This is a genomic window from Mesorhizobium sp. M1182 (assembly GCF_040318335.1).
Classification (GTDB): Bacteria; Pseudomonadota; Alphaproteobacteria; order Rhizobiales; family Rhizobiaceae; genus Mesorhizobium.
This window is the reverse complement of the sequence record NZ_JAMYMD010000003.1, coordinates 320,896-345,150: the sequence shown is the minus strand read 5'-3', so window position 1 is coordinate 345,150 and position 24,255 is coordinate 320,896. Positions and strand designations below refer to the sequence as shown.

Below are 24,255 nucleotides of genomic sequence, written 5' to 3'. Positions count from 1 at the left end.
CGGCTCACGTCATCTCGAGCCAGACCGGCAAGTGATCCGAACCGGCCGCTTGCCGGTCGACCCACAGGCGCCTCAGCGATTTGGCAAGCGAGGCGCTGGTGAAGATGTAGTCGATGCGCTTGTAGCGGCTGGTATCGCCCGGCTGCTTGGGGTCGACCCAGGTGACGAGATCGGCGCCGGCAGCGCCGAGGCGTGCGGCGGCATCGATGGCGAGGTCGGCGGTCACCGGCATGCCGAATTCGTGGTCAGGCTGGCCGGCGAGTTCGACATGTTCCGGCGATCCGGCCAGCATGTTGAAGTCGCCCATGACGACGAAGGCTTCGGGAGAAGGCAGCTCCGGCAAGCCGATCTCGGCGACGCCGGAGAGCCCGCCGCCCTCGAGCGGGTATTTCAACAGACGCTGGCGCAGAAAGCGGATCTGGCTCAGGCGTTCAACCGGGCTGCGATGGTCGAGATGGGTGGAATAGAAGCGGATCGGACCAAGCGGCGTTTCGACCAGCGCCTCCAGCGCGCCGCGCTGGAAGTTCATCGCCTCGACACTGCGGCTGCGCGGCAAAAGGAGATTGCGCGACAGATGGATCGGCGTCCTCGACAGCACCATGTTGCCGAGCTGGAAGGTGGTCGTGATGGCGCGGCCGTTCTCCAGGCGCGAGCCAGCGTCGGCTTCGAAATTGCTGCCGTAGACGGCAAAATAGTCGGGCAGCGCCTCGCCGAGGTCGGCCACCATGTCGCGGCCGCCATTCTTCGGGTTAGCGCGGGTGACCTCCTGCAGCGCGATCACGTCGGCGCCGCGCACGGCATCGGCGATACGGCCGATATCATAGCGGGCGTCGAGGCCGACGCCGTAATGGATATTGTAAGTTACCAGCTTCATTCCGACATCTCGCGCTTGGAAAGCCGAGGATCGATTTTTCGGCAAGGGTCAACCAAATGGTACGCGTCCAGAGCTACGCGCGACGTTACAGTAGCAAAAACGGCCCTCGCCCTTCGACCCGCCTTGGTTTAGAGCAATCCCGCAAAGCCAATAGCAGAAACCATACAATCCGATGAAATTTCTCGATCAAGCCAAGGTCTACATCCGCTCCGGCGACGGCGGCGCCGGTTCGGTGTCGTTCCGGCGCGAAAAGTTCATCGAGTTCGGCGGCCCGGACGGCGGCGACGGCGGTCGCGGCGGCGATGTCTGGGTCGAGGCGGTCGATGGGCTGAACACGCTGATCGACTATCGCTACCAGCAGCATTTCAAGGCCAAGACCGGGACGCACGGCATGGGCCGCAACATGACCGGCGCCAAGGGTGCCGACGTAACGCTGAAAGTGCCGGCCGGAACACAGGTCTTTGCCGAGGACAATGAGACGCTGATCTGCGATCTGACGGTCGTCGGCCAGCGCTTTCTGTTGGCCAAGGGCGGCAATGGCGGTTTCGGCAACCAGCACTTCAAGACCTCGACCAACCAGGCGCCGCGCCGCGCCAATCCCGGACTGCCGGGCGAAGAGCTCAACATCTGGCTCAGGCTGAAGCTGATCGCCGATGCCGGCCTTGTCGGGCTGCCCAACGCCGGCAAGTCGACCTTCCTGGCGGCGGTCACCGCGGCCAAGCCGAAGATCGCCGACTATCCCTTCACCACGCTGCATCCGGGCCTTGGCGTGGCCCGCATCGACGGTCGCGAATTCGTCATTGCCGATATTCCGGGCCTGATCGAAGGCGCGCATGAAGGTGTCGGCATAGGCGACCGCTTCCTTGGCCATGTCGAGCGCACGCGCGTCCTTCTGCACCTCGTCTCGGCGCAGGAAGAAAATCCGGGCAAGGCCTACAAGACCGTGCGCGCCGAACTCGGCGCCTATGGAAACGGGTTGACCGACAAGGTCGAGATCGTCGCGCTTTCCCAGGTCGACATACTCGATGCCGCCGCGCGCAAGGCGAAAGCCGCCTCGCTGAAACGCGCGGCCGGCCGCGCGCCGATGCTGCTTTCCGCCGTCACCGGCGAGGGCGTCGAGGCGGTGCTGCGCGCGCTGATGGGGGTGGTGGCGGAGGCACGCGAAGCCGTCGCCGCGCCGGTCGAGACGCGCTGGAACGCATAGCCATGGCCGCGCAATCGCTGAAAAATTATCGGCGCATTGCCGTCAAGATCGGCTCGGCGCTGCTTGTCGACCGCACGACGGGCCTGAAGCGCGACTGGCTGGCCTCGCTTGCCGACGACATCGCCGTGCTGGCCAGTGGCGGCGCCGAAATTCTCGTCGTGTCTTCCGGGGCGATTGCACTCGGCCGCACCATCCTCGGCCTCGGCAAGCGGGCGCTGAAGCTCGAGGAGAGCCAGGCTGCTGCTGCCGTCGGGCAGATCGCCTTAGCCGGCGCCTGGTCGGATGCGCTCGGCAAGAATGGCTTGAAATCGGGCCAGATCCTGCTGACGCTCGGCGACACCGAAGAGCGCCGCCGCTATCTCAACGCGCGGGCGACGATCTCGACACTGCTCAAGATGAAGGCGGTGCCGGTCATCAACGAGAACGATACGGTGGCCACCTCCGAAATCCGCTATGGCGATAACGACCGGCTGGCTGCGCGCGTCGCCACTATGATGGGCGCCGACCTTTTGGTGCTGCTCTCCGACGTTGACGGGCTCTACACGGCACCGCCGGCGCGTGACCCGCAAGCTCGATTCATTCAGGTCGTCGACCGCATCACTCCCGACATCGAAGCGATGGCGGGTGCCGCTGCTTCGGAATTGTCGCGCGGCGGCATGCGCACCAAGCTCGACGCCGGCAAGATCGCGACCGCCGCCGGCACCGCCATGATCATCACATCGGGCACGCGGCTGTCGCCGCTGCTGGCAATCGAGCGCGGCGAGCGTGCCACCTTCTTCCGGCCGAGCGCCAATCCGGTCAAGGGCTACAAGACCTGGATCGCCGGGCAGCTCGAACCTGCAGGACGGCTGACCGTCGATGCCGGCGCCATCGGCGCGCTGCTCTCCGGCAAGTCGCTGCTGCCGGCCGGCGTCAAACTGGTCAGCGGCAATTTTGCGCGTGGCGACACGGTGGCGATCCTGTCGCCCGAGGGCCGCGAGATCGCGCGCGGGCTGGTTGCCTATGATGCCGCCGATGCCGTAAGGATCGCTGGCCTGAAGACGGCCGAGATCGAAACCGTGCTCGGCTACGAGGCGCGTTCGGCGATGATCCACCGCGACGATCTTGTGGTGAGCCATGCCGGTGGCGAGCAAGTAGTCGGTGACCAGGTTACATAGCGGAGGATGAGCCATGCTGACGCTGCATGAAAAATCCCGGGATGATACCGTGGCGCTGATGGCCGATATCGGCCGCCGCGCGCGTGCCGCGGCCCGCCCGCTGGCCATAGCTGCGGCCGAGCGCAAGCACGCGGCGCTGTTCGGCATGGCTCAGGCGATCCTTCGGCATGAGCAGGACATCCTCGACGCCAATGCCATCGACATCAGAAATGGCAGGGAGGCTGGCCTATCGGCAGCGTCGATGGATCGGCTGAAGCTCGATCCCGCCCGCATCCGCGCCATGGCAGACGGTATCAGCGAGATCGCCGGGTTACGCGATCCGGTCGGCGATGTCATTGCCGCATGGGACCGGCCGAACGGGTTGCATATCGAACGGGTGCGCACGCCGCTCGGCGTCGTCGGCGTCATCTATGAGAGCCGGCCTAACGTGACCGCCGATGCCGGCGCGCTCTGCCTCAAGGCGGGCAATCCGGTGATCCTGCGCGGCGGCTCGGATTCGGCGAATTCTTCCGCCGCTATCCATGCCTGCCTGGTCGAGGGGCTGAAGGCAGCCGGGCTGCCGGAGGATGCCATACAATTGGTGCCGACCACCGATCGCGCCGCCGTCGGCGAAATGCTGAAAGGACTTTCCGGCAATCTCGAGGTCATCATTCCGCGCGGCGGCCGCAGCCTGGTCGAGCGTGTGCAGAACGAGGCACGGGTGCCGGTCTTCGCGCATCTCGAGGGCATCTGCCATCTCTATATCGACCGATCGGCTGATCTCGACATGGCGGTCAAGATCGCGGTCAATGCCAAGATGCGGCGCACCGGGGTGTGCGGTGCTGCCGAGACGCTGCTGGTCGACCGTGCCGCCGCCGGCACGCACCTGGTGCCGATCCTCGAGGCCTTGCGGGCGGCAGGCTGCGAGATCCATGCCGATGCCGAGGCGCTGAGGCTTTATGCCGATGCCCAGCCCGCGACCGATGCAGACTGGGTGACCGAGTATCTCGATGCCATCATTGCGGTGAAGCTGGTCGACGGCATTGGCGGCGCCATCGAGCATATCGAGACGTTTTCCTCGCATCACACCGAGGCGATCATCGCCGAGGACGCCACAGCGGTCGACCGGTTCTTCAACGAGGTCGATTCGGCGATCCTTCTGCACAACGCCTCGACCCAGTTTGCCGATGGCGGCGAGTTCGGCATGGGCGCCGAGATCGGCATCGCCACCGGCAAGATGCATGCACGCGGGCCGGTCGGCGTCGAGCAACTGACCTCGTTCAAATACCGCGTACGCGGGTCGGGACAGGTGAGGCCTTGAGCGCCGGTCTTACCCTCCCCCTTGTGGGGAGGGTGGCGAGCATCGCGAGCCGGGTGGGGGTGCGACGCTGAACTCTGCAACACCCCCACCCCGCTCCGCTTCGCGGATCGACCCTCCCCACAAGGGGGAGGGTAAGGAATCCGTATCCTCCCACTATCTGCACATGCCGCATGCCGGGAAAGGCGTGGCGGTCGGGCTGTTCGGCGGTTCGTTCAACCCGCCGCATGCCGGCCATGCGCTGGTCGCCGAGATCGCACTCAGGCGCCTTGCGCTCGATCAGCTGTGGTGGATGGTGACGCCCGGCAATCCGCTCAAGAATGCCGGAGACCTGGCGCCGCTGGCCGAGCGGCTGCAGCTATCCGAAAAGATCGCGAAGAACCCGAAGATCAAGGTCACCGCATTCGAGGCGGCCCACCGCGTCCGCTTCACCGCCGACACGCTGGCGCTGGTCAAGGCGCGTAACCCGGGCGTCGATTTTGTCTGGATCATGGGCGCCGACTCGCTTCGCGACTTCCACCGCTGGCAGCGCTGGCGCCGCATCGTCATGACGTTCCCGATCGCGGTGGTCGACCGGCCAGGTGCGACGCTGTCGTTCCTGTCGTCGGTGGTCGCCAAGACCTTCGACTATGCTCGCGTCGACGAGGGCGACGCACCGCGGCTCGCCCGCATGACGGCGCCGGCCTGGACCTTCATCCACGGCCCGCGTTCGTCGCTGTCGTCGAGCGCGATCCGCAAGGTGGCAAAGGGATAGGAGTCTCCTTCTCCCCCCTGTGGGACAAGGTGGCCGAGCGAAGCTCGGTCGGATGAGGGGTGCTGGAATGATCGCTAGCTTGAAGAACTAAGCACTTAAAATCCCTCGGTCTTTTTACGCTGCATTTCTTCCAGCACCCCTCATCCGTCTCGGCGCTACGCGGCAATCCACCTTCTCCCACAAGAAGGGGAGAAGGCAAGTCCGGTGATGTCGCTTTTGCCGCTGCCTTGACCTGCTTGATGGGCGATCCTCGGTCATGACGATTCTCGAGCGCGACCAGGACAAGAACGGTCTAGGGCAGCCGGCGCCGTCGATCGCCATTGCCAGCATCCTGTTGTCGATGGCGCTGATCGCCGTCGGCAATGGGCTGATGTTCGCCTACATCCCAGTCCGGCTCGGCGCCGAGGGCTTCGATCCGACATGGGCGGGGCTGATCGTCACCGGCCTTTCGGCTGGCGGCCTCGCCGGCTGCATCCTGACCGGGCCGCTGGTGCGGCGTGTCGGCCATGCCCGCGTATTCATGGTGCTGTCGGCGCTGATCGTGCTGTCCAACGCCGCGGTCGGCGCCGGGCCGCACCCATTGCCATGGATCGCTGCACGGGCGCTCTACGGCTTTGCCATATGCGGCCTGTTCATCGTCGCGCAGAGCTGGCTGAACGATGTCGTCGCCAACGCCATCCGCGGCCGGGTCATGGCTATCTTCTACGTTGCCTATGTCGCCGGGCTCGGCGTCGGTTATTCGACGCTGGCGTTGATCGATATCCGCGCGGCCGATGCGCCGCTGATCGGCATCGCCTTCACCGCGCTGTCGATCCTTCCCGTCGGGCTGACGCGGCTTGCGCAGCCGCCGGCGCCGCAAGCGGCGTCCGTGGCGCTCGGCCGCGCCTGGCGGATCTCCCCGGTCGGCGTTGCCGGCATGCTTGCCGTCGGCGGCCTGTCGATGACGATCTCGGGTTTTGCGCCGATCCATGCCACGACCAAGGGCTACAGCCAGGCCGACGTCGCCTTGCTGCTTTCGGCAATGCCGGCCGGCACGCTGATCCTGCAGATTCCGCTCGGCTGGATTTCCGACCGCACCGACCGGCGCTTTGTGCTGATCGCGGCGTCGGCGCTTGCCGCCGCGGCGGGCCTGTTTGCCCTCGGTTTCGACGGCGGCGCGCTGGCGGCGCTGCTTGTCATCTATGTGGTCTGGGACGGCGCCTCGGAATCGATCTACTCGCTGGCCAGCGCCCATGCCGGCGACCGCGCCGGCAAGGACGACATGGTGGCGCTGTCGAGCTCGCTTTTGTTTGCCTGGTCGCTGTCCGGCTTCGTCGTACCCGGCATTGTGACCGGGCTTTCCGCCGTCTACGGCACGCAGGCCTTCATCTATGTGGCAATCGTCATTGCCGCCGCCTACTGCCTGTTCGTTCTCTGGCGCGTCGTCATGGTGCGGCCGGTGCCCGCCACCGAGACCGGCAGTTTCGCGCCAATGACGGCGCAGGCGCCGTTGCCTGTCGATCTCGCCTTCGCGCCTGAAGATCAGCGCCGGCGCGAAGGACTTTGAACACCCTCCAGCTGGTTTCAAATCCTCTATTGCCGCGTGGCTGAGGCATCCGGCTGAGGCGCTTTCGGTGCCGGCGCCGGGACCGAAAGGCCTTCGGCATCGAATGCCTGCTTGACGCTCTTGGTGAGGTCGATCTGGGCGGCGAAGAAATCGGCAGCCGCCGTCCAGTAGCGCAAGGTGATGGCGACGGTGCTGTCGCCGACAGTCGCGACAAAGGCGATCGGCGCCGGCTGCCGCCTGACGCGCCGGTCGGCGGCGGCGACACCGAGCATGGTCTTCTGCGCAAAATCGATGTCGTTCCAGGAGCCGATGCTGAGCGTGATGTCGCCGCGGCGCACACCGTTGCGGGTGAAGTTGCGGACCGGCTGGTTCCACAGGGTCGAGTTGGGTGCAAGCACGTAGACGCCTTCGACCGTCCTCAGCGTTGTGGCAAACAGCCCGATCTCCTCGACGGTGCCGGATATCGCGCCGACTTCGACATATTCGCCGATGCGGAACGGCCGCAGTGCCAAGAGCATGATGCCGGCGGCAATGTTCTGCAGCGTGCCTTGCAGCGCCAGGCCGATGGCCAGGCCGGCGGCACCGATAGCGGCAATGATCGAAGCCGTCTGCACGCCGAACTGGCCGAGAACCATGATCACGACCAGCCCCAGGATGGCGTAGCGGACGACCTGCGAGAAGAAATGGCGGAGCGTTTCGTCGAAGCCGCTGATATGGCCGAGGCCGGCATAGATCGAACGCTCGGCGAGGCCGGCGACGATGTAGCCGATGACCAGCAGGATGACGGCGCCGACCGCCGAAAGCGAGTAGGAGACGATCAGCATGCTGAGTTGCGCAAGGCCGGATTGCACGGTGAGGAGGGCGTTCTGGGGATCGATCGGCATGTCGGGATTCCGGTTCGTGGATGAGCCGATAACCGCTGCGGGGCGAGGCGGTTCCGAATTTCTGGCCCGGAAAAGCCGCAAATTCGGCCGTTACCGGACGTCTGCTTGTGAGCGGTGTCTTGAAACTGCAACCTAACTCTGCCTATCTAAGCAGTGTCACCTGATTTCAGAGGTGATTTGGTTGTTCTTGCTGCGAAAGGAAATACACTGAGAACAGCACTGCGGAAGAAGGCCGACATCGTGCCTTCGCCGGCCGGGATCAGCGTAAACGACGCCGTGTCCCGCGCCATCAAGACAGTCCTTGCCAGTCTGGAAGACTCCAAGGCCGAAAATATCGTCTCAATCGACATTCAGGGGAAATCGAGCCTCGGCGACTACATGGTCGTCGCATCGGGCCGATCGCACCGTCATGTCTCGGCTGTTGCCGATCATCTCCTCAAGGCGCTGAAGGATGCCGGGCTCGGCACGGCGCGCGTCGAGGGGCTGGCTGGCGCCGACTGGGTCCTGATCGATTCGGGCGACATCATCGTCCATGTCTTCCGTCCCGAGGTCCGCGACTTCTACAATCTCGAAAAGATGTGGCAGGCGCCTGATCTCGAGGAGGAGACCCTCCACTGAGCCGTACTCGTCTTGATGCATGTCGTCGTCCGACATGCATCAGCGGCTCTTCGAGGCAGGGATGAAGATTACGGTTCATGCCGTGGGCCGAATGAAAGCCGGCCCCGAGAAGCAGTTGGCCGACCGCTATTTCGAGCGTTTTGCCAGGAGCGGTCCTGCCGTAGGCCTCGAATTCGCCGGGATCGTCGAGATTGCCGAAGGTCGCGCGCAGACGGCCAATGAGCGCCGGCGCGAGGAAGGCCAGAAGCTGCAGACGCACTTGCAACCGGGCACGGCGCTGATGCTGCTCGATGAGCGCGGCAAGAACCTTTCCTCCGAGGATTTCGCCGGCCGCATAGGTTCGCTGCGCGATGGCGGGCGCAAGGCGCTGGTGATCGCCATTGGCGGCGCCGACGGCCATGACCAGTCACTGCGCGACCTGGCTGATCTGACGGTGTCGCTCGGCGCGCTGACCTGGCCGCATCAGCTGGTCCGCGTGATGCTGGGCGAGCAGCTTTACCGGGCGGCCACGATCCTTTCCGGTCACCCCTACCATCGTTCATGAACTCGGCTCCGTCGGCGAATTGATGCCAGCCGCCCGGATTTTTGCCCCAATGCTCATCGACAGTTTGGGCTCATGGGGTTTGTCGATGACGGCCGGGGCTCGAACATGGTTGATGGTTCGTTAACGAAGCCGCGCATAGAGTTGGGCTTCAATGTCTGAAGACTGGAAATCACGAACGGGCTCCTGGCGCGTGCGCTGCGGCATCGCCGTGGCGACGATCGCGCTTTCGCTCGGCGTCGCGCGGGCCGAGAACACGCTCGACCTGGCGCCCGACCCGGACCAGAGCCGCGCCGAATACGAAAAAGTATCGAAAGAGATCACGCTGTCGTCCGAGCGGCTGGCCAAGCTCGCCGCCGACATAGCGGCTGTCAAGAAGGACCACGCCTCGATCACCGCGGCGCTGATCCAGTCGGCGATGACCGAGCAGAAGCTCGGCCAGGACATCGAGGACATTGGCGGCAAGCTGGAAGGGCTGAAGGCGCAGGGGCAGAAGATCCGCGCCTCACTGGCCGCCAGACGCGACGTTCTGGCCGAAGTGCTCGGCGCGCTGCAGCGCATGGGGCTCAATCCGCCGCCGGCGATCCTGGTCAAGCCGGAGGACGCATTGTCGTCGGTGCGCAGCGCCATCCTGCTCGGTGCCGTGGTGCCGGAACTGCGCCAGCAGACCGACATGTTGCTGGCCGACCTCAAGGAGCAGTCGCGGGTGACGGCCTCGATCGAGGCCGAGCGGGCGCGGCTGACGGCAGCTGTCGGCGAGCAGGCGGCGGAAAAAAAGCGGCTCGGCATGCTGCTCGAAGCCAAGCAGAAGCTCGCCGCCGATACGCAAACCGCGCTGGCCGTCGAAAAGCAGCGGTCCGCGACGCTGGCGGCCAAGGCCGGCAGCCTGAAAGAACTGATCGCCTCGCTCGAGGCCGACAGAGCCCGCAAGGCGGCGGATGCGGCCAAGGCAGCCGAGCAAAAGACGGCCGACGCCGACAAGGGCCCGGTATCGGCTACGGCGCCGACGGAATTGGCCTCGCTGCCGGTGCCGGAGAGCAACAGGCTCACCGCTGCCGCGCCGTTTTCCGCGCTTCAAGGGCAGATCGCGCTGCCGGTCACCGGCAGGATCAAGCGGCGCTTCGGGGCCGACGACGGTAACGGCGCGGTGATGCTCGGTGACATGGTTGCGACACAATCGGGAGCCATCGTCACAGCGCCGGCGGATGGAAATGTGCTTTATGCGGGGCCTTTCCGCTCTTACGGTCAACTCTTGATCCTGAATGCGGGTGACGGCTATCATGTCGTCCTGGCGGGGATGAGCAGAATCAGCGTCGCGTCTGGCCAGTCGGTGCTCGCAGGTGAGCCGGTCGGCGCGATGGGAGAGGCCCGGGTGGCGAGCACCTCGGCATCGAAGAATGGAAATGCCACGCCGGAGCTCTATGTCGAGTTCCGCAAGGATGGAAAACCCGTCGATCCGGCCCCATGGTGGGCGGACCGTTTTTCTGGAAGGACGTGAATGATGCGGAAACTGTCGCTTCTGTTTGCCGGTGCGCTGATGGGTGCATCGGCGATGAGCCTGGTCTATGGCGCGCCCGGCTCGACAGCGAAAGCTGCGGGCTCCGAGACCTATAAGCAACTGGCGATCTTCGGCGATATCTTCGAACGGGTGCGGGCGAATTATGTGACGCCGCCCGACGACAAGTCGCTGGTTGAAAATGCCATCAACGGCATGCTGTCGTCGCTCGACCCGCACTCCTCCTACATGAATGCCGAAGAAGCGCAGGACATGCGCGTGCAGACCAAGGGCGAATTCGGCGGCCTCGGCATCGAGGTCACCATGGAGAACGACCTGGTCAAGGTGATCACGCCGATCGACGATACGCCGGCCGCCAAGGCAGGCGTGCTCGCCGGCGACTATATCGCCAAGATCGACGGCGAGGAGGTCCGCGGCCTGACGCTCAACGACGCCGTCGAGAAGATGCGCGGGCTGGTCAATACGCCGATCAAGCTCACCATCCTGCGCCAGGGCGCCGACAAGCCGATCGAACTGACGGTCGTGCGCGACATCATCAAGGTCAAGGCGGTCAAGTTCCGGGTCGAAAACGATATCGGCTACATGAAGATCACCTCCTTTACAGAAAAGACCTATGACGACCTCGAGAATGCCATCGACACCATCAAGAAGCAGGTGCCGAACGACAAGCTCAAGGGCTACGTGCTCGACCTGCGCCTCAATCCGGGCGGTTTGCTCGACCAGGCGGTGAGCGTGTCGGATGCCTTCCTCGACCGTGGCGAGATCGTCTCGACGCGCGGCCGCGACCCGAAGGACGTCACCCGCTTCGACGCGCGGGCCGGCGACGACATCGGCGGCAAGCCGCTGATCGTGCTCGTCAATGGCGGCTCGGCCAGTGCCTCGGAAATCGTCGCCGGCGCGCTGCAGGATCTGCGCCGCGCCACGGTGGTCGGCACGCAATCCTTCGGCAAGGGTTCGGTGCAGACCATCATCCCGCTTGGCGAGAACGGGGCGCTGCGGCTGACGACGGCGCTCTATTACACGCCGTCCGGCAAGTCGATCCAGGGCAAGGGCATCACGCCCGACATCAAGGTCGACCAGCCGCTGCCGGCGGAACTGCAGGGCAGGGACCTGACGCGCGGCGAATCGGACCTCAAGGGCCATATCAAGGGCGCCGACGAAAGCACGACCGGTTCGGGTTCGGCAGCCTATGTGCCGCCGGAACCGAAGGACGATTTGCAGCTCATCTATGCCGAGCAGCTGCTGCGCGGCCAGAAGACGGATCCGGCGTTCCCGCCGAATCCGCAAAAGGCCGTGTTGAACCAGTAAGGGCAGGCAAGCCGGGCCAAACAGGTCTGGCTGCCTGAGCGAAGCGATGCGATGCTGCCGGGGCCGCGAGGCTCCGGCAGTTTGATTCGGGGGCCGCGGCCGGCATGCTGCGCGTCCAGTGAAGCAAGGGGACGCGCCGACATTTTGGATTTTGCGCCGCCGGAGAAGGTTTCACTTCGGGGATGCGCGCCGGGGATGCGGGCTTGGCTGATATCGGCAAGGACATAGAACGACCTCTCGGACAGGCGATCCGGCTGCCGCGCTCAGGCAGCGGGATCAGCGCCGGTGCGGTCGCGGCCGCTCTTGTCGTGCTGTCCGTGGTCGGCGTCTCCAGCGCCATCGCCTTGCGAGACAAGCCGTTCCGGAAGCTGCAAGAAGCAGCCGTTTCGACGCCGAAGACGCCGGCGGCGGATACCGCCGCCGCGCCCGCCAAGGCGACGCCCGAAATGGCTGCGCCAAGCAACGCAAGCGGGGCCAACATAAGCGGGCCGAAGACGGGCGGTCCGCAGATCATCCATGTCCAGACCGAGGGGGGCGACGGTCCACCCGAGGCGGCCATAGTCATTCGCGACCCTTCGACGATCGGCCAGAACCTCAGGATCGCGCATATTCCCGACAAGGCGCTGGTCGAGGCCAGCGAAACCGGTCCGTTGCCGATCCGCGCCGCCGACGGCAGGCGCCCGTTCGATGTCTATGCGCGGCCGTGGTCCGGGGCTCGCGGTGCACGCGTGGCGCTCGTCATCGGCGGGCTTGCCGTGTCGCAGACCGGCACGCAGGCAGCCATCGCCAAGCTGCCGGCGGAAGTGACGCTGGCCTTCGCGCCGCAAGGCAACAGCATCGGCCGCTGGATGCAGGTGGCGCGGCAGAGCGGCCATGAGGTCATCATGCAGGTACCGCTTGAGCCGTTCGACTATCCGAACGTCAATCCCGGCCGTAACACGCTGACCGTGGCTGCAACGCCGGACGAGAATTTGAAGAATTTACGCTGGGCGCTGTCGCGAACGACCAACTACACCGGCGTCATGAACTATATGGGCGCCCGCTTTTCGGCCGACGCGACGGCGATGGGGCCGTTGATGGCCGAGCTTGGCAAGCGTGGTCTGGCCTATGTCGACGACGGTTCGTCGGCGCGCAGCCTGGCACCCGAACTGGCGCTGAAGGACGGCGTGCCGTTCGTCGGCGGCGATACGGCGATCGATGCGGTGCAGGACCGCGGCGCCATATTGAAGAAACTGGATGGGCTGGAAGCGACGGCACGGGCGAAAGGCTTTGCCGTCGGCATCGGCTCGGCTTTCGACCTGACGGTGGATACGGTGTCTTCCTGGGTGACCGAGGCCAAGAAGCGTGGCATCGAGATCGTGCCGGTTTCGGCGGTGGCCATAGATCCGGAAAAAGGCTGAGATGGCAAAGAACAAGCTCGTTGAGCCCGAGACGCTGCCCTACCGGCCCTGCGTAGGGGTGATGGTCCTCAATGAAGCCGGCCTGGTTTGGGTCGGCCGTCGCATTGCCGAGCCGGACAGCGAATTCGCTGGAACGACGCAGCTCTGGCAGATGCCGCAGGGCGGCATCGATGATGGCGAGGAGCCGCTGCCCGCGGCGGCGCGTGAACTTTACGAAGAGACCGGCATGCGCTCGGTGTCGCTGCTGGCCGAGGCGCCGCACTGGATCAAATACGACCTGCCGGCGCATCTGGTCGGCGTCGCCTTCAAGGGACGATATCGCGGCCAGACGCAGAAATGGTTTGCCTTCCGTTTCCACGGCGACGAAAGCGAGATCGCGATAAATCCGCCGCCGGGTGGCCACAAGGCCGAGTTCGACCGGTGGGCGTGGCGGCCGATGCTGGAATTGCCGGGCCTGATCGTGCCGTTCAAGCGCAAGGTCTACGAAGACGTGGTGGCGGCGTTCCGGCACCTGGTGGCGTAGCCGCCGGCCTTCCGTTAAAACAGGTCGGCATGAACGACGTCTCCAGCAAATCTCTTCCGCCGACCGTCACCCTGGGCGAACCGATCAGCGAAGCCGCGGCAGGGGCGATCCTGACCATCGATCTCGGCGCCGTCCGTGAGAACTACAGGCGGCTGAAGGCGCGGCTGGGCGGCGTCGGCTGTGCTGGAGTGGTCAAGGCCGACGGCTATGGGATTGGCGCGGCGCCGGTGGCGGCGGCGCTGATGGGTGAGGGCTGTAATACTTTCTTTGTTGCGCATTTGGCCGGCGGCATCTTGCTGCGCAAGGCGCTCGGCTCAGTCCCGGCCATTTATGTGCTGAACGGCATTCCGCCGGGTGCGGAAAGGGAAGCGGTTGCGGCAGGGCTTTGCCCAGTACTCAACAGCGCCAGCCAACTCGCGGCATGGCGCGAGATGGCCGGGCGGGTGGGCCGTAAGTTGCCGGCCGCCCTCCAGGTCGACAGCGGCATGTCGCGGCTCGGCATGACGCCATCCGAGGTGAAGGCAGTCGCGCAGGATCCGCAGGCTTTCGACGGTGTCGAACTGACGTTCGTGATGAGCCATCTCGCCTGCGCCGATGAACCCGAGCAGCCGGCCAACGAGCGGCAGCGGCTCGAATTCGAACGGCTGCGCCGGATGCTGCCGGAAGCGCCGGCTTCGTTTGCCAATTCATCAGGCATTTTTCTCGGGCAGCGCTATCACTACGACCTCGTTCGTCCGGGTGCCGCTCTCTATGGCGTCAATCCGACGCCGGCGAAGGACAATCCGATGCTGCCGGTGGTGCGATTGCAAGCCAAGGTCATCCAGACGCGGATATTGGGGGCCGGCGCCGGTGTCGGCTACGGCCACACTTTCCACACCAAGGCTCCGCTTGCCGCGGCGACGATTTCGCTCGGCTACGGCGATGGCTGGCATCGACGCGCCGCTTCCTCCGCCTGGCTCGAAAATGTGCGGCTGCCCTTCGTCGGCCGGGTTTCGATGGATTCGATCATCCTCGACATTTCCGCACTGCCGCCCGGCAGGCTGAAGGCCGGCGACCTCGTCGAACTGATCGGACCGTCGTCGCAGACGGTGGACCAGGTAGCCGGCCAGGCCGGCACCATCGGCTATGAGGTCTTGACCAGCCTCGGCCACCGTTTCCACCGGCGCTATGTGAATGGCTAGGACGCAAGGTTGTTGTCCTCACGCATGTCTTTTCCCTAAGCATCGGCACTTGGCTGACGCCACAGAATCCGGCAGACATGAGGCGGCGATGATCCCGGTCTCGAATCCCGACGAGATGCCGCCGCGGAGAACCAAACGATGAAGATCTTCGTGCTGGGCGGCGGCGTGATCGGGGTCACCACCGCCTATTTTCTTGCCGAGGCCAGTCATCAGGTGACGGTGATCGATCGCCAGAAAGGCCCGGCGCTGGAAACCAGCTTTGCCAATGCCGGCGAGATCTCGCCCGGCTATGCCTCGCCCTGGGCCGGGCCCGGCGTTCCGCTGAAGGCCATCAAATGGCTTTTGATGAAGCACGGTCCACTGGTGGTGCGACCGGCCCTCGATCCGCATATGTGGATATGGCTGGTCAAGATGCTGCGCAATTGCACGGCTGAACGCTACGCGCTGAACAAGGCGCGCATGGTGCCGCTGGCCGAATACAGCCGCGACACGCTGAAGGCGCTGCGCGAGGCGACCGGCATCGCCTATGACGAGCGCGCCAAGGGCACGCTGCAGCTCTTCCGAACGCAAAAGCAGCTCGACGGCGTCGGCGGCGATGTCGAGGTGCTGAAGGCCTATGGCGTCCCCTACGAGGTCCTCGACCCCGACGGCTGCATTGCGGCCGAGCCTGGGCTGGCCGGCGTGCGCGAAAAATTCGTCGGTGGCCTGCGGTTGCCCGGCGACGAAACCGGCGACTGCAAGATGTTCACCGACAGGCTTGCCGAGCTTTGCGCAGCACGCGGCGTCACCTTCGAATACGACACGGAGATACGGCGCGTCGTCAAGAAGCGCGATCGCATCACCAACATCAGCACCAGCAAGGGCTGGATGGTCGCCGATGCCTATGTGATGGCGATGGGCAGCTATTCGGCACGGTTCATGCGCATGCTGAAGCGGCCCATCCCGGTCTACCCGGTCAAGGGCTATTCGATCACCCTGCCGATCAAGGACGCCGCCGCTGCACCGGTCTCGACCGTGATGGACGAGAGCTACAAAGTAGCGATCACCCGGCTCGGCGACCGTATCCGGGTCGGCGGCACGGCGGAGATTTCCGGCTTCGACCTGCGGCTGCATGAATCGCGGCGCCGCACGCTCGAACATTCGGTCGGCGACCTGTTTCCGGGCAGCGGCGACATGCGATCGGCGACCTTCTGGTGCGGGCTGCGGCCGATGACACCGGACGGGCCGCCGCTGATCGGCCGCACCGATTTCTCCAATCTCTATCTCAACACCGGCCATGGCACACTCGGCTGGACCATGGCCTGCGGCTCGGCCAAAGTTCTGGCCGACATCATCTCCAGCCGGGTGCCCGACATCGACGTCGGCGATCTCGGGCCCGGACGATACGCCAAGTAAGACGCCCACCAGCTAAGACAGCCAGCGGCCGGCAGGCTCACGCGAACAAACCCCTGTCCCGTTCGACGGCCTTGGTAATGAAGCTCGCGACGACCTGGACGCGGCGCAGCGGCCTGACCGATTCATGATAGACCAGCCAGTAGGCGCGGCGGATGGGTGCGACGATATCGAGAGGCACCAGCTCCGGCATCGAGCGGGCAACGAAGGTGTGCAGGATGCCGATGCCGGCGCCGGAACGCACCGCTTCGGCCTGGCCGAGCGCCGAGGAAATGGCGAAGCTGGTCCGCCAGTCGGGGCTGAATTCGGCCGCGTAGTCGAGCGAGGGACTGACGATCAGGTCCGGCACGTAGCCGATCAGCGTATGCTGGCCTAGCTCGGCGGCGGTTCCGGGCAGGCCATGGGTGTCGGCGTAGGCACGCGACGCGAACAGGCCGAGCGTGTAGTCGACCAGCTTTCCCGCCACCAGGCGGCCTTCCGTCGGTCGTTCGACGGTGATGGCAATGTCGGCCTCGCGCCGGGACAAAGAGAAGGAGCGTGGCACCGGCACCAGCTGGATGGTGAGCTCACGGTGCAGAGCGGTCAGCGCGCCGAGGCGCCTGGCCAGGAACGCGACGCCAAAGCCGTCCGGCGCGCCGATGCGCACGGTGCCCGAGAAGTCGTCGCCTTCGCCTGAAACGGTCGAGCGCGCGGCGATCATGTCGCCCTCCATGCGTTCGGCAATCTCGAGGAAACGCTCGCCCGCCGGCGTCAGCTCACTGCCGGTGGTAAGCCGGCGAAACAGTTTTGTCCTGAGCGCTGCCTCGAGGGCGGCAATGCGGCGCGAGACGGTCGCGTGATTAAGCTCCAGCCGCCTGGCGGCGCCGAGGATCTGGCCGGCCCGCGCTACGGCAAGGAAGATACGGGCATCATCCCAGTTCATGAGGGTCCTGGCGATAACGATCAAAACCGCGTTCCTTCGCGCCCCCCTCTGTCCTGCCGGACATCTCCCCCTCAAGGGGGGAGATTGGCAGTTTCGCCGCAGGCGTCTTTCTTGGGAGATGTCCGGCAGGACAGAGGGGGGCGGTGAAGGAACTCAATCTCAATCCTTGCTGCTGGGGACCTGCATTCTTCCTATTTGCGAGAATTGATGCTCTGCGGTCAACCGCTATCTATTTTCTGCACAACGGTTGCGTTTTCGCTCGCGTTGCCATCGCTCCCGCAAAGGCGGACAATGCCTCATCACGAACCAGGGAGAGAGACCATGATCGAATACGGTCATTTCATCGGCGGCAAGCGCGTCGCCGGAACCAGCGGCCGCAAGCAGGACGTCATGCAGCCGATGGACGGCACGGTGCGCGGCACGGTGGCGCTGGCTTCGCAGGCGGAATTGCGTGCGGCGGTCGAAAACGCCAAGGCCGCACAGCCCGGCTGGGCGGCGACCAATCCGCAGCGGCGCGTACGCGTCCTGATGCGGTTCCTCGAGTTGGTCGCCAAAGAGTATGACGCGCTGGCCGAGATATTGGCGCGCGAACACGGCAAGACCATCGCCGACGCCAAGGGTGACATCCAGCGCGGCCTCGAAGTGGTCGAGGTCTGTATCGGTGCGCCGCATATGATGAAGGGCGAGTTCACCGATGGCGCCGGCCCCGGCATAGACGTCTATTCGATGCGCCAGCCGCTCGGCGTCGTCGCCGGCATCACGCCGTTCAATTTTCCGGCGATGATCCCGCTGTGGAAGATCGCGCCGGCCATCGCCTGCGGCAATGCCTTCATTCTCAAGCCGTCCGAACGCGACCCGGGCGTGCCGATGCGCATTGCCGAACTGTTTATCGAGGCCGGTCTGCCGGCGGGCATCCTTAATGTCGTCAACGGCGACAAGGAAGTGGTCGACGCCATCCTCGACGATCCCGACATCAAGGCCATCGGTTTCGTCGGCTCGACACCGATCGCCCAGTACATCTATTCGCGCGGCTGCGCGGCCGGCAAGCGCGTGCAGTGCTTCGGCGGCGCCAAGAACCACATGATCATCATGCCGGATGCCGACATGGACCAGACCGTCGACGCGCTGATCGGCGCCGGCTACGGCTCGGCCGGCGAGCGCTGCATGGCAATCTCGGTGGCCGTCCCGGTCGGCAACGACACCGCCAACCGGCTGATGGAAAGACTGGTGCCGCGCGTCGAGAGCCTGAAGGTCGGTCCGTCGACGGATTCTTCCGCCGATTTCGGCCCGCTGGTGACGGCGCAGGCGTTGGAACGGGTCAAGTCCTATGTCGACACCGGCGTCAAGGAAGGCGCCAAGCTGGTCGTCGACGGCCGCGGCTTTTCCATGCAGGGCTACGAGAACGGCTACTATATGGGTGGCTGCCTGTTCGACAACGTGACCGCCGACATGCGTATCTACAAGGAAGAGATCTTCGGGCCGGTGCTGTCGGTGGTGCGCGCACCGACCTACGAGAACGCCATCAAGCTCGCCAACGAGCACGAGATGGGCAATGGCGTCGCCATCTTCACCCGCGACGGCGACGCGGCGCGCGACTTCGCCTCGCGGGTTCAGGTCGGCATGGTCGGGATCAACGTGCCGATCCCGGTGCCGATCGCCTACTACACCTTTGGCGGCTGGAAGGCGTCCTCCTTCGGCGACCTCAACCAGCACGGGCCGGACGCGTTCCGCTTCTACACCAAGACCAAGACGGTAACGTCGCGCTGGCCGTCCGGCGTGAAGGACGGTGCCGAGTTCGTCATCCCGACGATGAACTGACCGAACGGTTTCCTGTCAGCGCGTCCTCACCTTCGGCTTGGGGCGCGCGGGCCGGCGTGAAGGATGGCGCCGAATTCGTCACCCCGACGATGAACTGATCCAAATCGCAGAAAGCAAGAAAAGGCCCGGGCACCAAGCTCGGGCCTTTTTGTCGCGGTCTTCATCGGCATGAACACTAATGTGATGGAACCAAGAAGGCAGCAATCTTCTTAGGTTGCAGTCCTGCCGCGAAGGAGATGCTGGCAGATCAACCAACGGCGCTGGTGACGGCTCCGGGGGATATCGTCCGGCGCAAAGGAGGTGTCAGATGGCACGTCTCATGGCGACTATAGCTTGCGCTGCGATGGCCCTTTCCGCCGTCCCGGCAATGGCTGCCGAGCAATGTGCGGCACGCGCCGATATGGTCAAGGCGCTCGGCGAGAAGTTTCATGAAAACCCGAGCGCGGTCGGCGTCGTCAATCCGAATGTGGTGCTTGAAGTCTTCGTTTCCGACAAGGGCACATGGACCATCCTCGCCAGCGACACAAAAGGTCAAAGCTGCGTGATTTCAGTCGGCGAAGGCTGGGAGAGCGCGATGACGAAAGCGGCGCTGCCAGGCACCTGAACGATTTATCACGGGTCTGCGCGCCTCGGCATGGCCGCGCGGCCTGTGGCTCATTCTTTCGGCGACAGCCGTAAAACGGATCTGCAGGCGCCCGCTTGGGCGCCTGCTTGCGCTTTTCCATTATCGATACCATATATCGAGAACATAATGGGAACATCTTAAATCGTTCCCACCAATGGCAGACCGGAACACAGAAAGGAACGACGCGATGATGATGACGTCGGAACCGGCCTGGATCGCTCCGGCAAAATGAGGCCGTCAAACCCCTCCTTTGCCGGAACGTGATGGCAAAGGAGGTGCCCTATGGCACGCAAATCGCTGTTGAGATGGGTGAAAACCCTGGTTCTTGCTGGCGCATTGGCGGTGGGTACGAACACCGCAGGCGCGCAATATCAACACTGCGTTGAACATGGCGAGCTCGTCGCCCATTTGAGCGAGAAGTTCCAGGAAAGGCAGTTTGCTTTGGGGCTGATCGGTCATGAGGCGGTCATGGAAGTCTTTGTCGCCGAGACCGGAACCTGGACCATCGTCGTCACCGATATCGCCGGCAGAAGCTGCATCGTCGCGGCCGGCGACAATTGGGAAAACGTGATGGCCCTGCCCGGCCAGGGCGCATGACGAAATGGCAGGCTCAGCGTGTGGCAGCTGCCTCGGCATGGCCGCGCAAAAGCGCCATCAGGCGCTTGGCGTCCTTGGCCGCGGCATCTTCGTCGCCGGCGAGGATCGAACGGATCAGTGCGACATGATGCTCGGCGGATTCGGCCAAGCCGGTATCGGCCTTGTAGCGGAACCAGAAGCGACGGCTATGGGTTTGCAAGGGTGCCGCCAGGCGCGCGGCGAACGGGTTGTCGGCAGCCAGGGCCAGCGCCTCGTCGAGCGCCTTGTCGGCTTGGATAAAGTAGAACACATTTTCCGAAATCACCGCCTTTTGCATGGCAAGGGCAGCGTCATGGAACAGGTCGGCGGCCTCGCGGGTGACGAAGCGGGCGGCCGAGCGGGCAAGCACCACCTCGACGCCACGGCGGGCGTCGAGGACACGCAGCCAGTCGCCGGGGTGAAGCGGCGCGATGGCGATGCCGGCGCGCGGCCGGACCTCGAGCAGGCCCTCCCAGGCCAGCCGCTGGATTGCTTCGCGAACCGGGGTGCGGCCGAGGCCGAGCCTGTCAATCAGCGCCCCCTCGGTGATGAAGCTCGCCGGCGCCAGTTCGAGAGTTACGATCATGTGCTCGAGCCTGCGGTAGGCCTTCGCAGTTGCCGGCTCGGAGCCCGGGCTGTCATATACCAATGCGGCATCTCCTGATATATTGTTGATATATCATATCAGATTCAACGTTGACAGCCGGCTTCTTAAGAAATATACGACTGATATATCAGATGGAGCGATCGACATGTGGGCCGGAGTCTTCCCCGCCGTTACGACCAAATTCACCGAGGACGACGGCCTCGACCATGCCGAGATGGAGCGCTGCTTTGCGCTGCAGATGGAGGCCGGCTGTGACGGCATCATCGTCTGCGGGTCGCTCGGCGAAGGCCCGATGCTGTCGCACGACGAGAAGATCGCGGTGCTGAAGACCGCGCAGAAGATCGCCGGCAAGAAACCGGTGCTGTTGACGGTCAACGAGGCCGGTACACGCGAGGCGGCGGCGATCGCGCGCCGCGCCGCCAAGGAAGGCGCCAACGGTTTGATGGTGGTGCCGAGCCCGATCTACCATACCAATGCCGAGGAGACGGTCGCGGCACTCAGCGCCGTCGCCGCGGCCGGCGACCTGCCGGTGATGATCTACTCCAACCGGCTTGCCTACCGCGTCGACGTTACCGTCGACCAGATGGAGGAGTTGGCGAAGGACCAACGCTTCGTCGCCATAAAAGAGTCCTCCGACGACATCCGCCGCTCGACCGAGATCATCAACCGCCTCGGCGACCGCTACGACCTGTTCACCGGCGTAGACAATCTCGCCTTCGAGGCGCTGTCGGTCGGCGCCATCGGCTGGGTGGCGGGCCTGGTCACCGCGTTCCCGCGCGAGACCGTCGCCATCTACCAGCTGATGCGACAGGGCCGCCGCGAGGAGGCGTTGAAGATCTACCGCTGGTTCCGGCCGCTGCTCGACCTCGACGTTTCGACCTATCTGGTGCAGAACATCAAGCTTGCCGAAGTGCTGGCGATCAACACCAACGACCGCGTGCGCATGCCGCGCCAGCCATTGTCGGGCGAGCGGCGCAAGGCAGTCGAAAAGATCGTCAGGGATGCGCTGGCGGTGCGGCCAGAGCTGCCGACATTCTGATCCAGTCGCTTTGAAGGCATTTGCAGATGTGCAGCGCGGCGCACGGCAATGAATGATAATGCTACGCTCGATGTCGCCATCATTGGTGGCGGCATCATCGGCATCTGCGCCGCCGCCCTTCTGGCAGAGGCGGGGCGAAACGTGACGATCTTCGATCGGACGGGGATCTGTGAGGAAACCAGCTCCGGCAATGCCGCTGCCTTTGCCTTCTCCGATGTGCTGCCGCTCGCCCACAAGGGCATGATCAAGCAGTTGCCGAAATGGCTCGCCGACCCGCTCGGCCCGCTCAGCATCCCACCCGCGTATCTGCCGAAGCTGCTGCCCTGGCTGGTCCGCTTCTGGCGCGCCGGCCGAAGCGACCGCTATGAAGCCGGCCTTGCCGCGCAGGCCGGGATGATGAAGCTCGCCGAGGCGGAATGGATGGGCTTGCTCGACCGTTCCGGCACACGGCCGATGCTGCATGAGGACGGCTCGCTGGAACTCTACGACAGCGAGACCGAGTTCAAGGCTTCACTGCCCGGCTGGGCGGCAAGGCAGCGCTTCGGCATCGGCTTCGGCCATGTCGAGGGGAGCGCTCTCACAGCCCTGCAGCCCGGTCTGTCGCCGCGCTTCGTCAAGGGAACGTTCGTGCCGGGGTGGAAAACCGTTGCCGATCCCAAGCTGCTTGGAAAGGCCTTGTGGGCCTATGCCGAGAGGTTGGGCGCCGTGTTCGAAAGGGCCCGGATCGAGCGTGTCGAGGCGGGACAGGACGGCGCGATCCTGACCACGGCCGACGGCACGCGGCGACGGGCGAAGCACGTCGTCATCGCTGCCGGGGCCTGGTCGCATCTGCTGGCGAGACATCTCGGCGACGGAATCCCGCTGGAGACCGAGCGTGGCTACAACACGACGTTGCCGAAGACTGCCTTCGACGTAAAGCGGCAATTGATCTTCTCCGGGCATGGCTTCGTCATCACGCCGCTCGAGACGGGCCTGCGCGTCGGCGGCGCGGTCGAACTCGGCGGCCTTGAGAGGCCGCCCAATTATGCGCGCTCGAAAGCGCTGCTCGAAAAGGCGCAGAAATTCCTGCCGGGACTGGATCCGGCCAATGGACGCGAATGGATGGGGTTCCGGCCGTCGCTGCCGGATTCGCTGCCGGTGATCGGGCGGTCGCAACAAACGCCGTCGGTGGTGTATGGTTTCGGCCACGGTCACCTCGGCCTGACCCAGGCCGCGGTGACCGGGCGCTTGATCCGCGAGCTCGTTCTCGGGCAGAATCCATCGCTCGATCTCGGCCCGTTCAGCCCGCAACGGTTTTGAGTTCGAAGACAGTCAGTTGGGAGCCGGCATGGCCAAGAATTCCTTCTTCTGCATAGACGGCCACACCTGCGGCAATCCGGTGCGGCTGGTCGCCGGCGGCGGGCCTTTGCTCAAGGGCTCGACGATGATGGAGCGGCGAGCGCATTTCCTGGCCGAATATGACTGGATCCGCACCGGGCTGATGTTCGAGCCGCGCGGCCATGACGTGATGTCCGGCTCGATCCTCTATCCGCCGACGCGTGAAGATTGCGACATCGCCATCCTGTTCATCGAAACCTCGGGCTGCTTGCCGATGTGCGGCCACGGCACCATCGGGACGGTAACTTTTGCCGTCGAGCATGGGCTGATCAAGCCGAAGACACCGGGCGTGCTCAGGCTGGATACGCCGGCGGGCGTGGTCGTAGCCGAGTACAGCCAAGTCGGCGACTATGTCGAGGAGGTGCGCATCACCAATGTGCCTTCCTTCCTCTATGCCGAGGCACTGACGGTCGAATGCCCCGGGCTCGGCGAGATCAGCGTCGATGTCGCCTATGGCGGCAATTTCTACGCCATCGTCGAACCGCAAAAGACCTATCGCGACATGGCCGACCATTCGGCCGGCGAACTGATCGCCTGGAGCCCGGTGGTGCGGCAGCGGCTCAACGAAAAATATACCTTCGTGCATCCGGAGAATCCCGGCATCAATACGCTGTCGCACATATTGTGGACCGGCGCGCCGACCAACCCGCAAGCCGATGCCCGCAACGCCGTCTTCTACGGCGACAAGGCAATCGACCGTTCGCCCTGCGGCACCGGCACCTCGGCGCGCATGGCGCAGCTTCACGCCAAGGGCAAGCTTGGGGTCGGCGACGACTTCGTCCACGAATCGATCATCGGGTCGCTGTTCAAGGGCAGGGTCGAGAAAGAGGTCACCGTCGCCGGCAAGCCGGCAATCATTCCGTCGATCGGCGGGTGGGCGCGGATGACCGGATTGAACACGATCTTCATCGACGACCGCGACCCGTTCGCGCACGGCTTCGTCGTCAAATAGAGAAAACGCTGACGCAAGCGAAAGAAAGAGAGCGCAAACGGATTGCCTTCGACGGCGCAACGATCCCGCTCATCAACTTATTTTGACGGCGATTTCTTCGAAATG

General features: G+C 64.6%; 23 protein-coding genes. 19 read left to right on the top strand and 4 right to left on the bottom strand.

Going from position 1 to position 24,255, the window contains the following annotated elements; all coding sequences use genetic code 11:
• Positions 1-4: 4 nt before the first annotated feature.
• Entirely contained in the window at positions 5-874 is an 870-nt protein-coding gene (locus NKH33_RS06685; RefSeq protein WP_352918547.1) for an endonuclease/exonuclease/phosphatase family protein, read from the bottom strand.
• Positions 875-1,046: 172 nt separating this feature from the next.
• Between NKH33_RS06685 and obgE the strand changes: the two genes are divergently transcribed.
• The 5 genes from obgE (at position 1,047) to NKH33_RS06660 (ending at position 6,832) form a co-directional block, all read left to right on the top strand.
• Positions 1,047-2,078 carry a GTPase ObgE gene (gene obgE / locus NKH33_RS06680; RefSeq protein WP_352504902.1) on the top strand — a complete coding sequence of 344 codons (1,032 nt, stop codon included), beginning with the start codon at positions 1,047-1,049 and terminating at the stop codon, positions 2,076-2,078.
• Positions 2,079-2,080: 2 nt separating this feature from the next.
• A complete protein-coding gene (gene proB, locus NKH33_RS06675; protein ID WP_352504903.1) occupies positions 2,081-3,235 on the top strand; it encodes a glutamate 5-kinase in 1,155 nt (384 codons plus the stop codon).
• Between the two features lie 13 nt (positions 3,236-3,248).
• Positions 3,249-4,535 (top strand): glutamate-5-semialdehyde dehydrogenase, encoded by a 1,287-nt coding sequence (locus NKH33_RS06670; protein WP_023678072.1) that lies wholly within the window; start codon positions 3,249-3,251, stop codon positions 4,533-4,535.
• Between the two features lie 163 nt (positions 4,536-4,698).
• On the top strand, positions 4,699-5,286 hold the full coding sequence (locus NKH33_RS06665) for a nicotinate-nucleotide adenylyltransferase (protein ID WP_031212055.1): 588 nt from the start codon (positions 4,699-4,701) through the stop codon (positions 5,284-5,286).
• A 256-nt stretch (positions 5,287-5,542) separates the two neighbouring features.
• A complete protein-coding gene (locus NKH33_RS06660) occupies positions 5,543-6,832 on the top strand; it encodes an MFS transporter (protein ID WP_352751255.1) in 1,290 nt (429 codons plus the stop codon).
• A 26-nt stretch (positions 6,833-6,858) separates the two neighbouring features.
• On the opposite strand, the gene NKH33_RS06655 is transcribed toward NKH33_RS06660, so the two are convergent.
• Complete coding sequence (locus NKH33_RS06655) at positions 6,859-7,716, bottom strand: mechanosensitive ion channel family protein (RefSeq protein ID WP_352918545.1); 858 nt, start codon at positions 7,714-7,716, stop codon at positions 6,859-6,861.
• Positions 7,717-7,956: 240 nt separating this feature from the next.
• Here NKH33_RS06655 and rsfS point away from each other — a divergent pair, with 240 nt between their 5' ends.
• From rsfS to NKH33_RS06615, 8 genes are all read left to right on the top strand, one after another.
• Positions 7,957-8,334, top strand: coding sequence for a ribosome silencing factor (rsfS, locus tag NKH33_RS06650; protein WP_023678068.1), 378 nt, complete (start codon positions 7,957-7,959; stop codon positions 8,332-8,334).
• A gap of 61 nt (positions 8,335-8,395) precedes the next feature.
• Positions 8,396-8,878, top strand: coding sequence for a 23S rRNA (pseudouridine(1915)-N(3))-methyltransferase RlmH (gene rlmH, locus NKH33_RS06645; protein ID WP_023678067.1), 483 nt, complete (start codon positions 8,396-8,398; stop codon positions 8,876-8,878).
• Between the two features lie 151 nt (positions 8,879-9,029).
• Positions 9,030-10,373, top strand: coding sequence for a murein hydrolase activator EnvC family protein (locus NKH33_RS06640; RefSeq protein ID WP_352918543.1), 1,344 nt, complete (start codon positions 9,030-9,032; stop codon positions 10,371-10,373).
• Positions 10,374-11,699, top strand: coding sequence for a S41 family peptidase (locus NKH33_RS06635; protein ID WP_023678065.1), 1,326 nt, complete (start codon positions 10,374-10,376; stop codon positions 11,697-11,699).
• A 203-nt stretch (positions 11,700-11,902) separates the two neighbouring features.
• A complete protein-coding gene (locus tag NKH33_RS06630; RefSeq protein WP_352918541.1) occupies positions 11,903-13,099 on the top strand; it encodes a divergent polysaccharide deacetylase family protein in 1,197 nt (398 codons plus the stop codon).
• A 1-nt stretch (position 13,100) separates the two neighbouring features.
• On the top strand, positions 13,101-13,622 hold the full coding sequence (locus NKH33_RS06625; protein ID WP_352471250.1) for an RNA pyrophosphohydrolase: 522 nt from the start codon (positions 13,101-13,103) through the stop codon (positions 13,620-13,622).
• A 29-nt stretch (positions 13,623-13,651) separates the two neighbouring features.
• Positions 13,652-14,803, top strand: coding sequence for an alanine racemase (gene alr, locus NKH33_RS06620; protein ID WP_352918540.1), 1,152 nt, complete (start codon positions 13,652-13,654; stop codon positions 14,801-14,803).
• Positions 14,804-14,941: 138 nt separating this feature from the next.
• Positions 14,942-16,198 (top strand): D-amino acid dehydrogenase, encoded by a 1,257-nt coding sequence (locus NKH33_RS06615; RefSeq protein WP_352918538.1) that lies wholly within the window; start codon positions 14,942-14,944, stop codon positions 16,196-16,198.
• 37 nt (positions 16,199-16,235) lie between these two features.
• On the opposite strand, the gene NKH33_RS06610 is transcribed toward NKH33_RS06615, so the two are convergent.
• Positions 16,236-17,117 (bottom strand): LysR family transcriptional regulator, encoded by an 882-nt coding sequence (locus tag NKH33_RS06610; protein WP_352918536.1) that lies wholly within the window; start codon positions 17,115-17,117, stop codon positions 16,236-16,238.
• 321 nt (positions 17,118-17,438) lie between these two features.
• Here NKH33_RS06610 and NKH33_RS06605 point away from each other — a divergent pair, with 321 nt between their 5' ends.
• From NKH33_RS06605 to NKH33_RS06595, 3 genes are all read left to right on the top strand, one after another.
• Complete coding sequence (locus NKH33_RS06605) at positions 17,439-18,935, top strand: CoA-acylating methylmalonate-semialdehyde dehydrogenase (protein ID WP_352471248.1); 1,497 nt, start codon at positions 17,439-17,441, stop codon at positions 18,933-18,935.
• A gap of 307 nt (positions 18,936-19,242) precedes the next feature.
• Positions 19,243-19,539 (top strand): hypothetical protein, encoded by a 297-nt coding sequence (locus tag NKH33_RS06600; RefSeq protein WP_352471247.1) that lies wholly within the window; start codon positions 19,243-19,245, stop codon positions 19,537-19,539.
• Positions 19,540-19,842: 303 nt separating this feature from the next.
• Positions 19,843-20,157, top strand: coding sequence for a hypothetical protein (locus NKH33_RS06595; RefSeq protein ID WP_352471246.1), 315 nt, complete (start codon positions 19,843-19,845; stop codon positions 20,155-20,157).
• A gap of 13 nt (positions 20,158-20,170) precedes the next feature.
• On the opposite strand, the gene NKH33_RS06590 is transcribed toward NKH33_RS06595, so the two are convergent.
• Complete coding sequence (locus NKH33_RS06590) at positions 20,171-20,761, bottom strand: GntR family transcriptional regulator (RefSeq protein ID WP_502893709.1); 591 nt, start codon at positions 20,759-20,761, stop codon at positions 20,171-20,173.
• 166 nt (positions 20,762-20,927) lie between these two features.
• On the opposite strand from NKH33_RS06590, the gene NKH33_RS06585 reads away from it, so the two are divergent.
• The 3 genes from NKH33_RS06585 to NKH33_RS06575 are packed head-to-tail and all read left to right on the top strand — an operon-like array spanning position 20,928 to position 24,150.
• Positions 20,928-21,821, top strand: coding sequence for a dihydrodipicolinate synthase family protein (locus tag NKH33_RS06585; protein ID WP_352471244.1), 894 nt, complete (start codon positions 20,928-20,930; stop codon positions 21,819-21,821).
• A 48-nt stretch (positions 21,822-21,869) separates the two neighbouring features.
• Positions 21,870-23,120, top strand: coding sequence for an NAD(P)/FAD-dependent oxidoreductase (locus tag NKH33_RS06580; RefSeq protein WP_352471243.1), 1,251 nt, complete (start codon positions 21,870-21,872; stop codon positions 23,118-23,120).
• 28 nt (positions 23,121-23,148) lie between these two features.
• The gene (locus tag NKH33_RS06575; protein WP_352471242.1) at positions 23,149-24,150 is read left to right on the top strand and encodes a 4-hydroxyproline epimerase; all 1,002 of its coding nucleotides are present in this window, start codon (positions 23,149-23,151) and stop codon (positions 24,148-24,150) included.
• Positions 24,151-24,255: the final 105 nt, after the last annotated feature.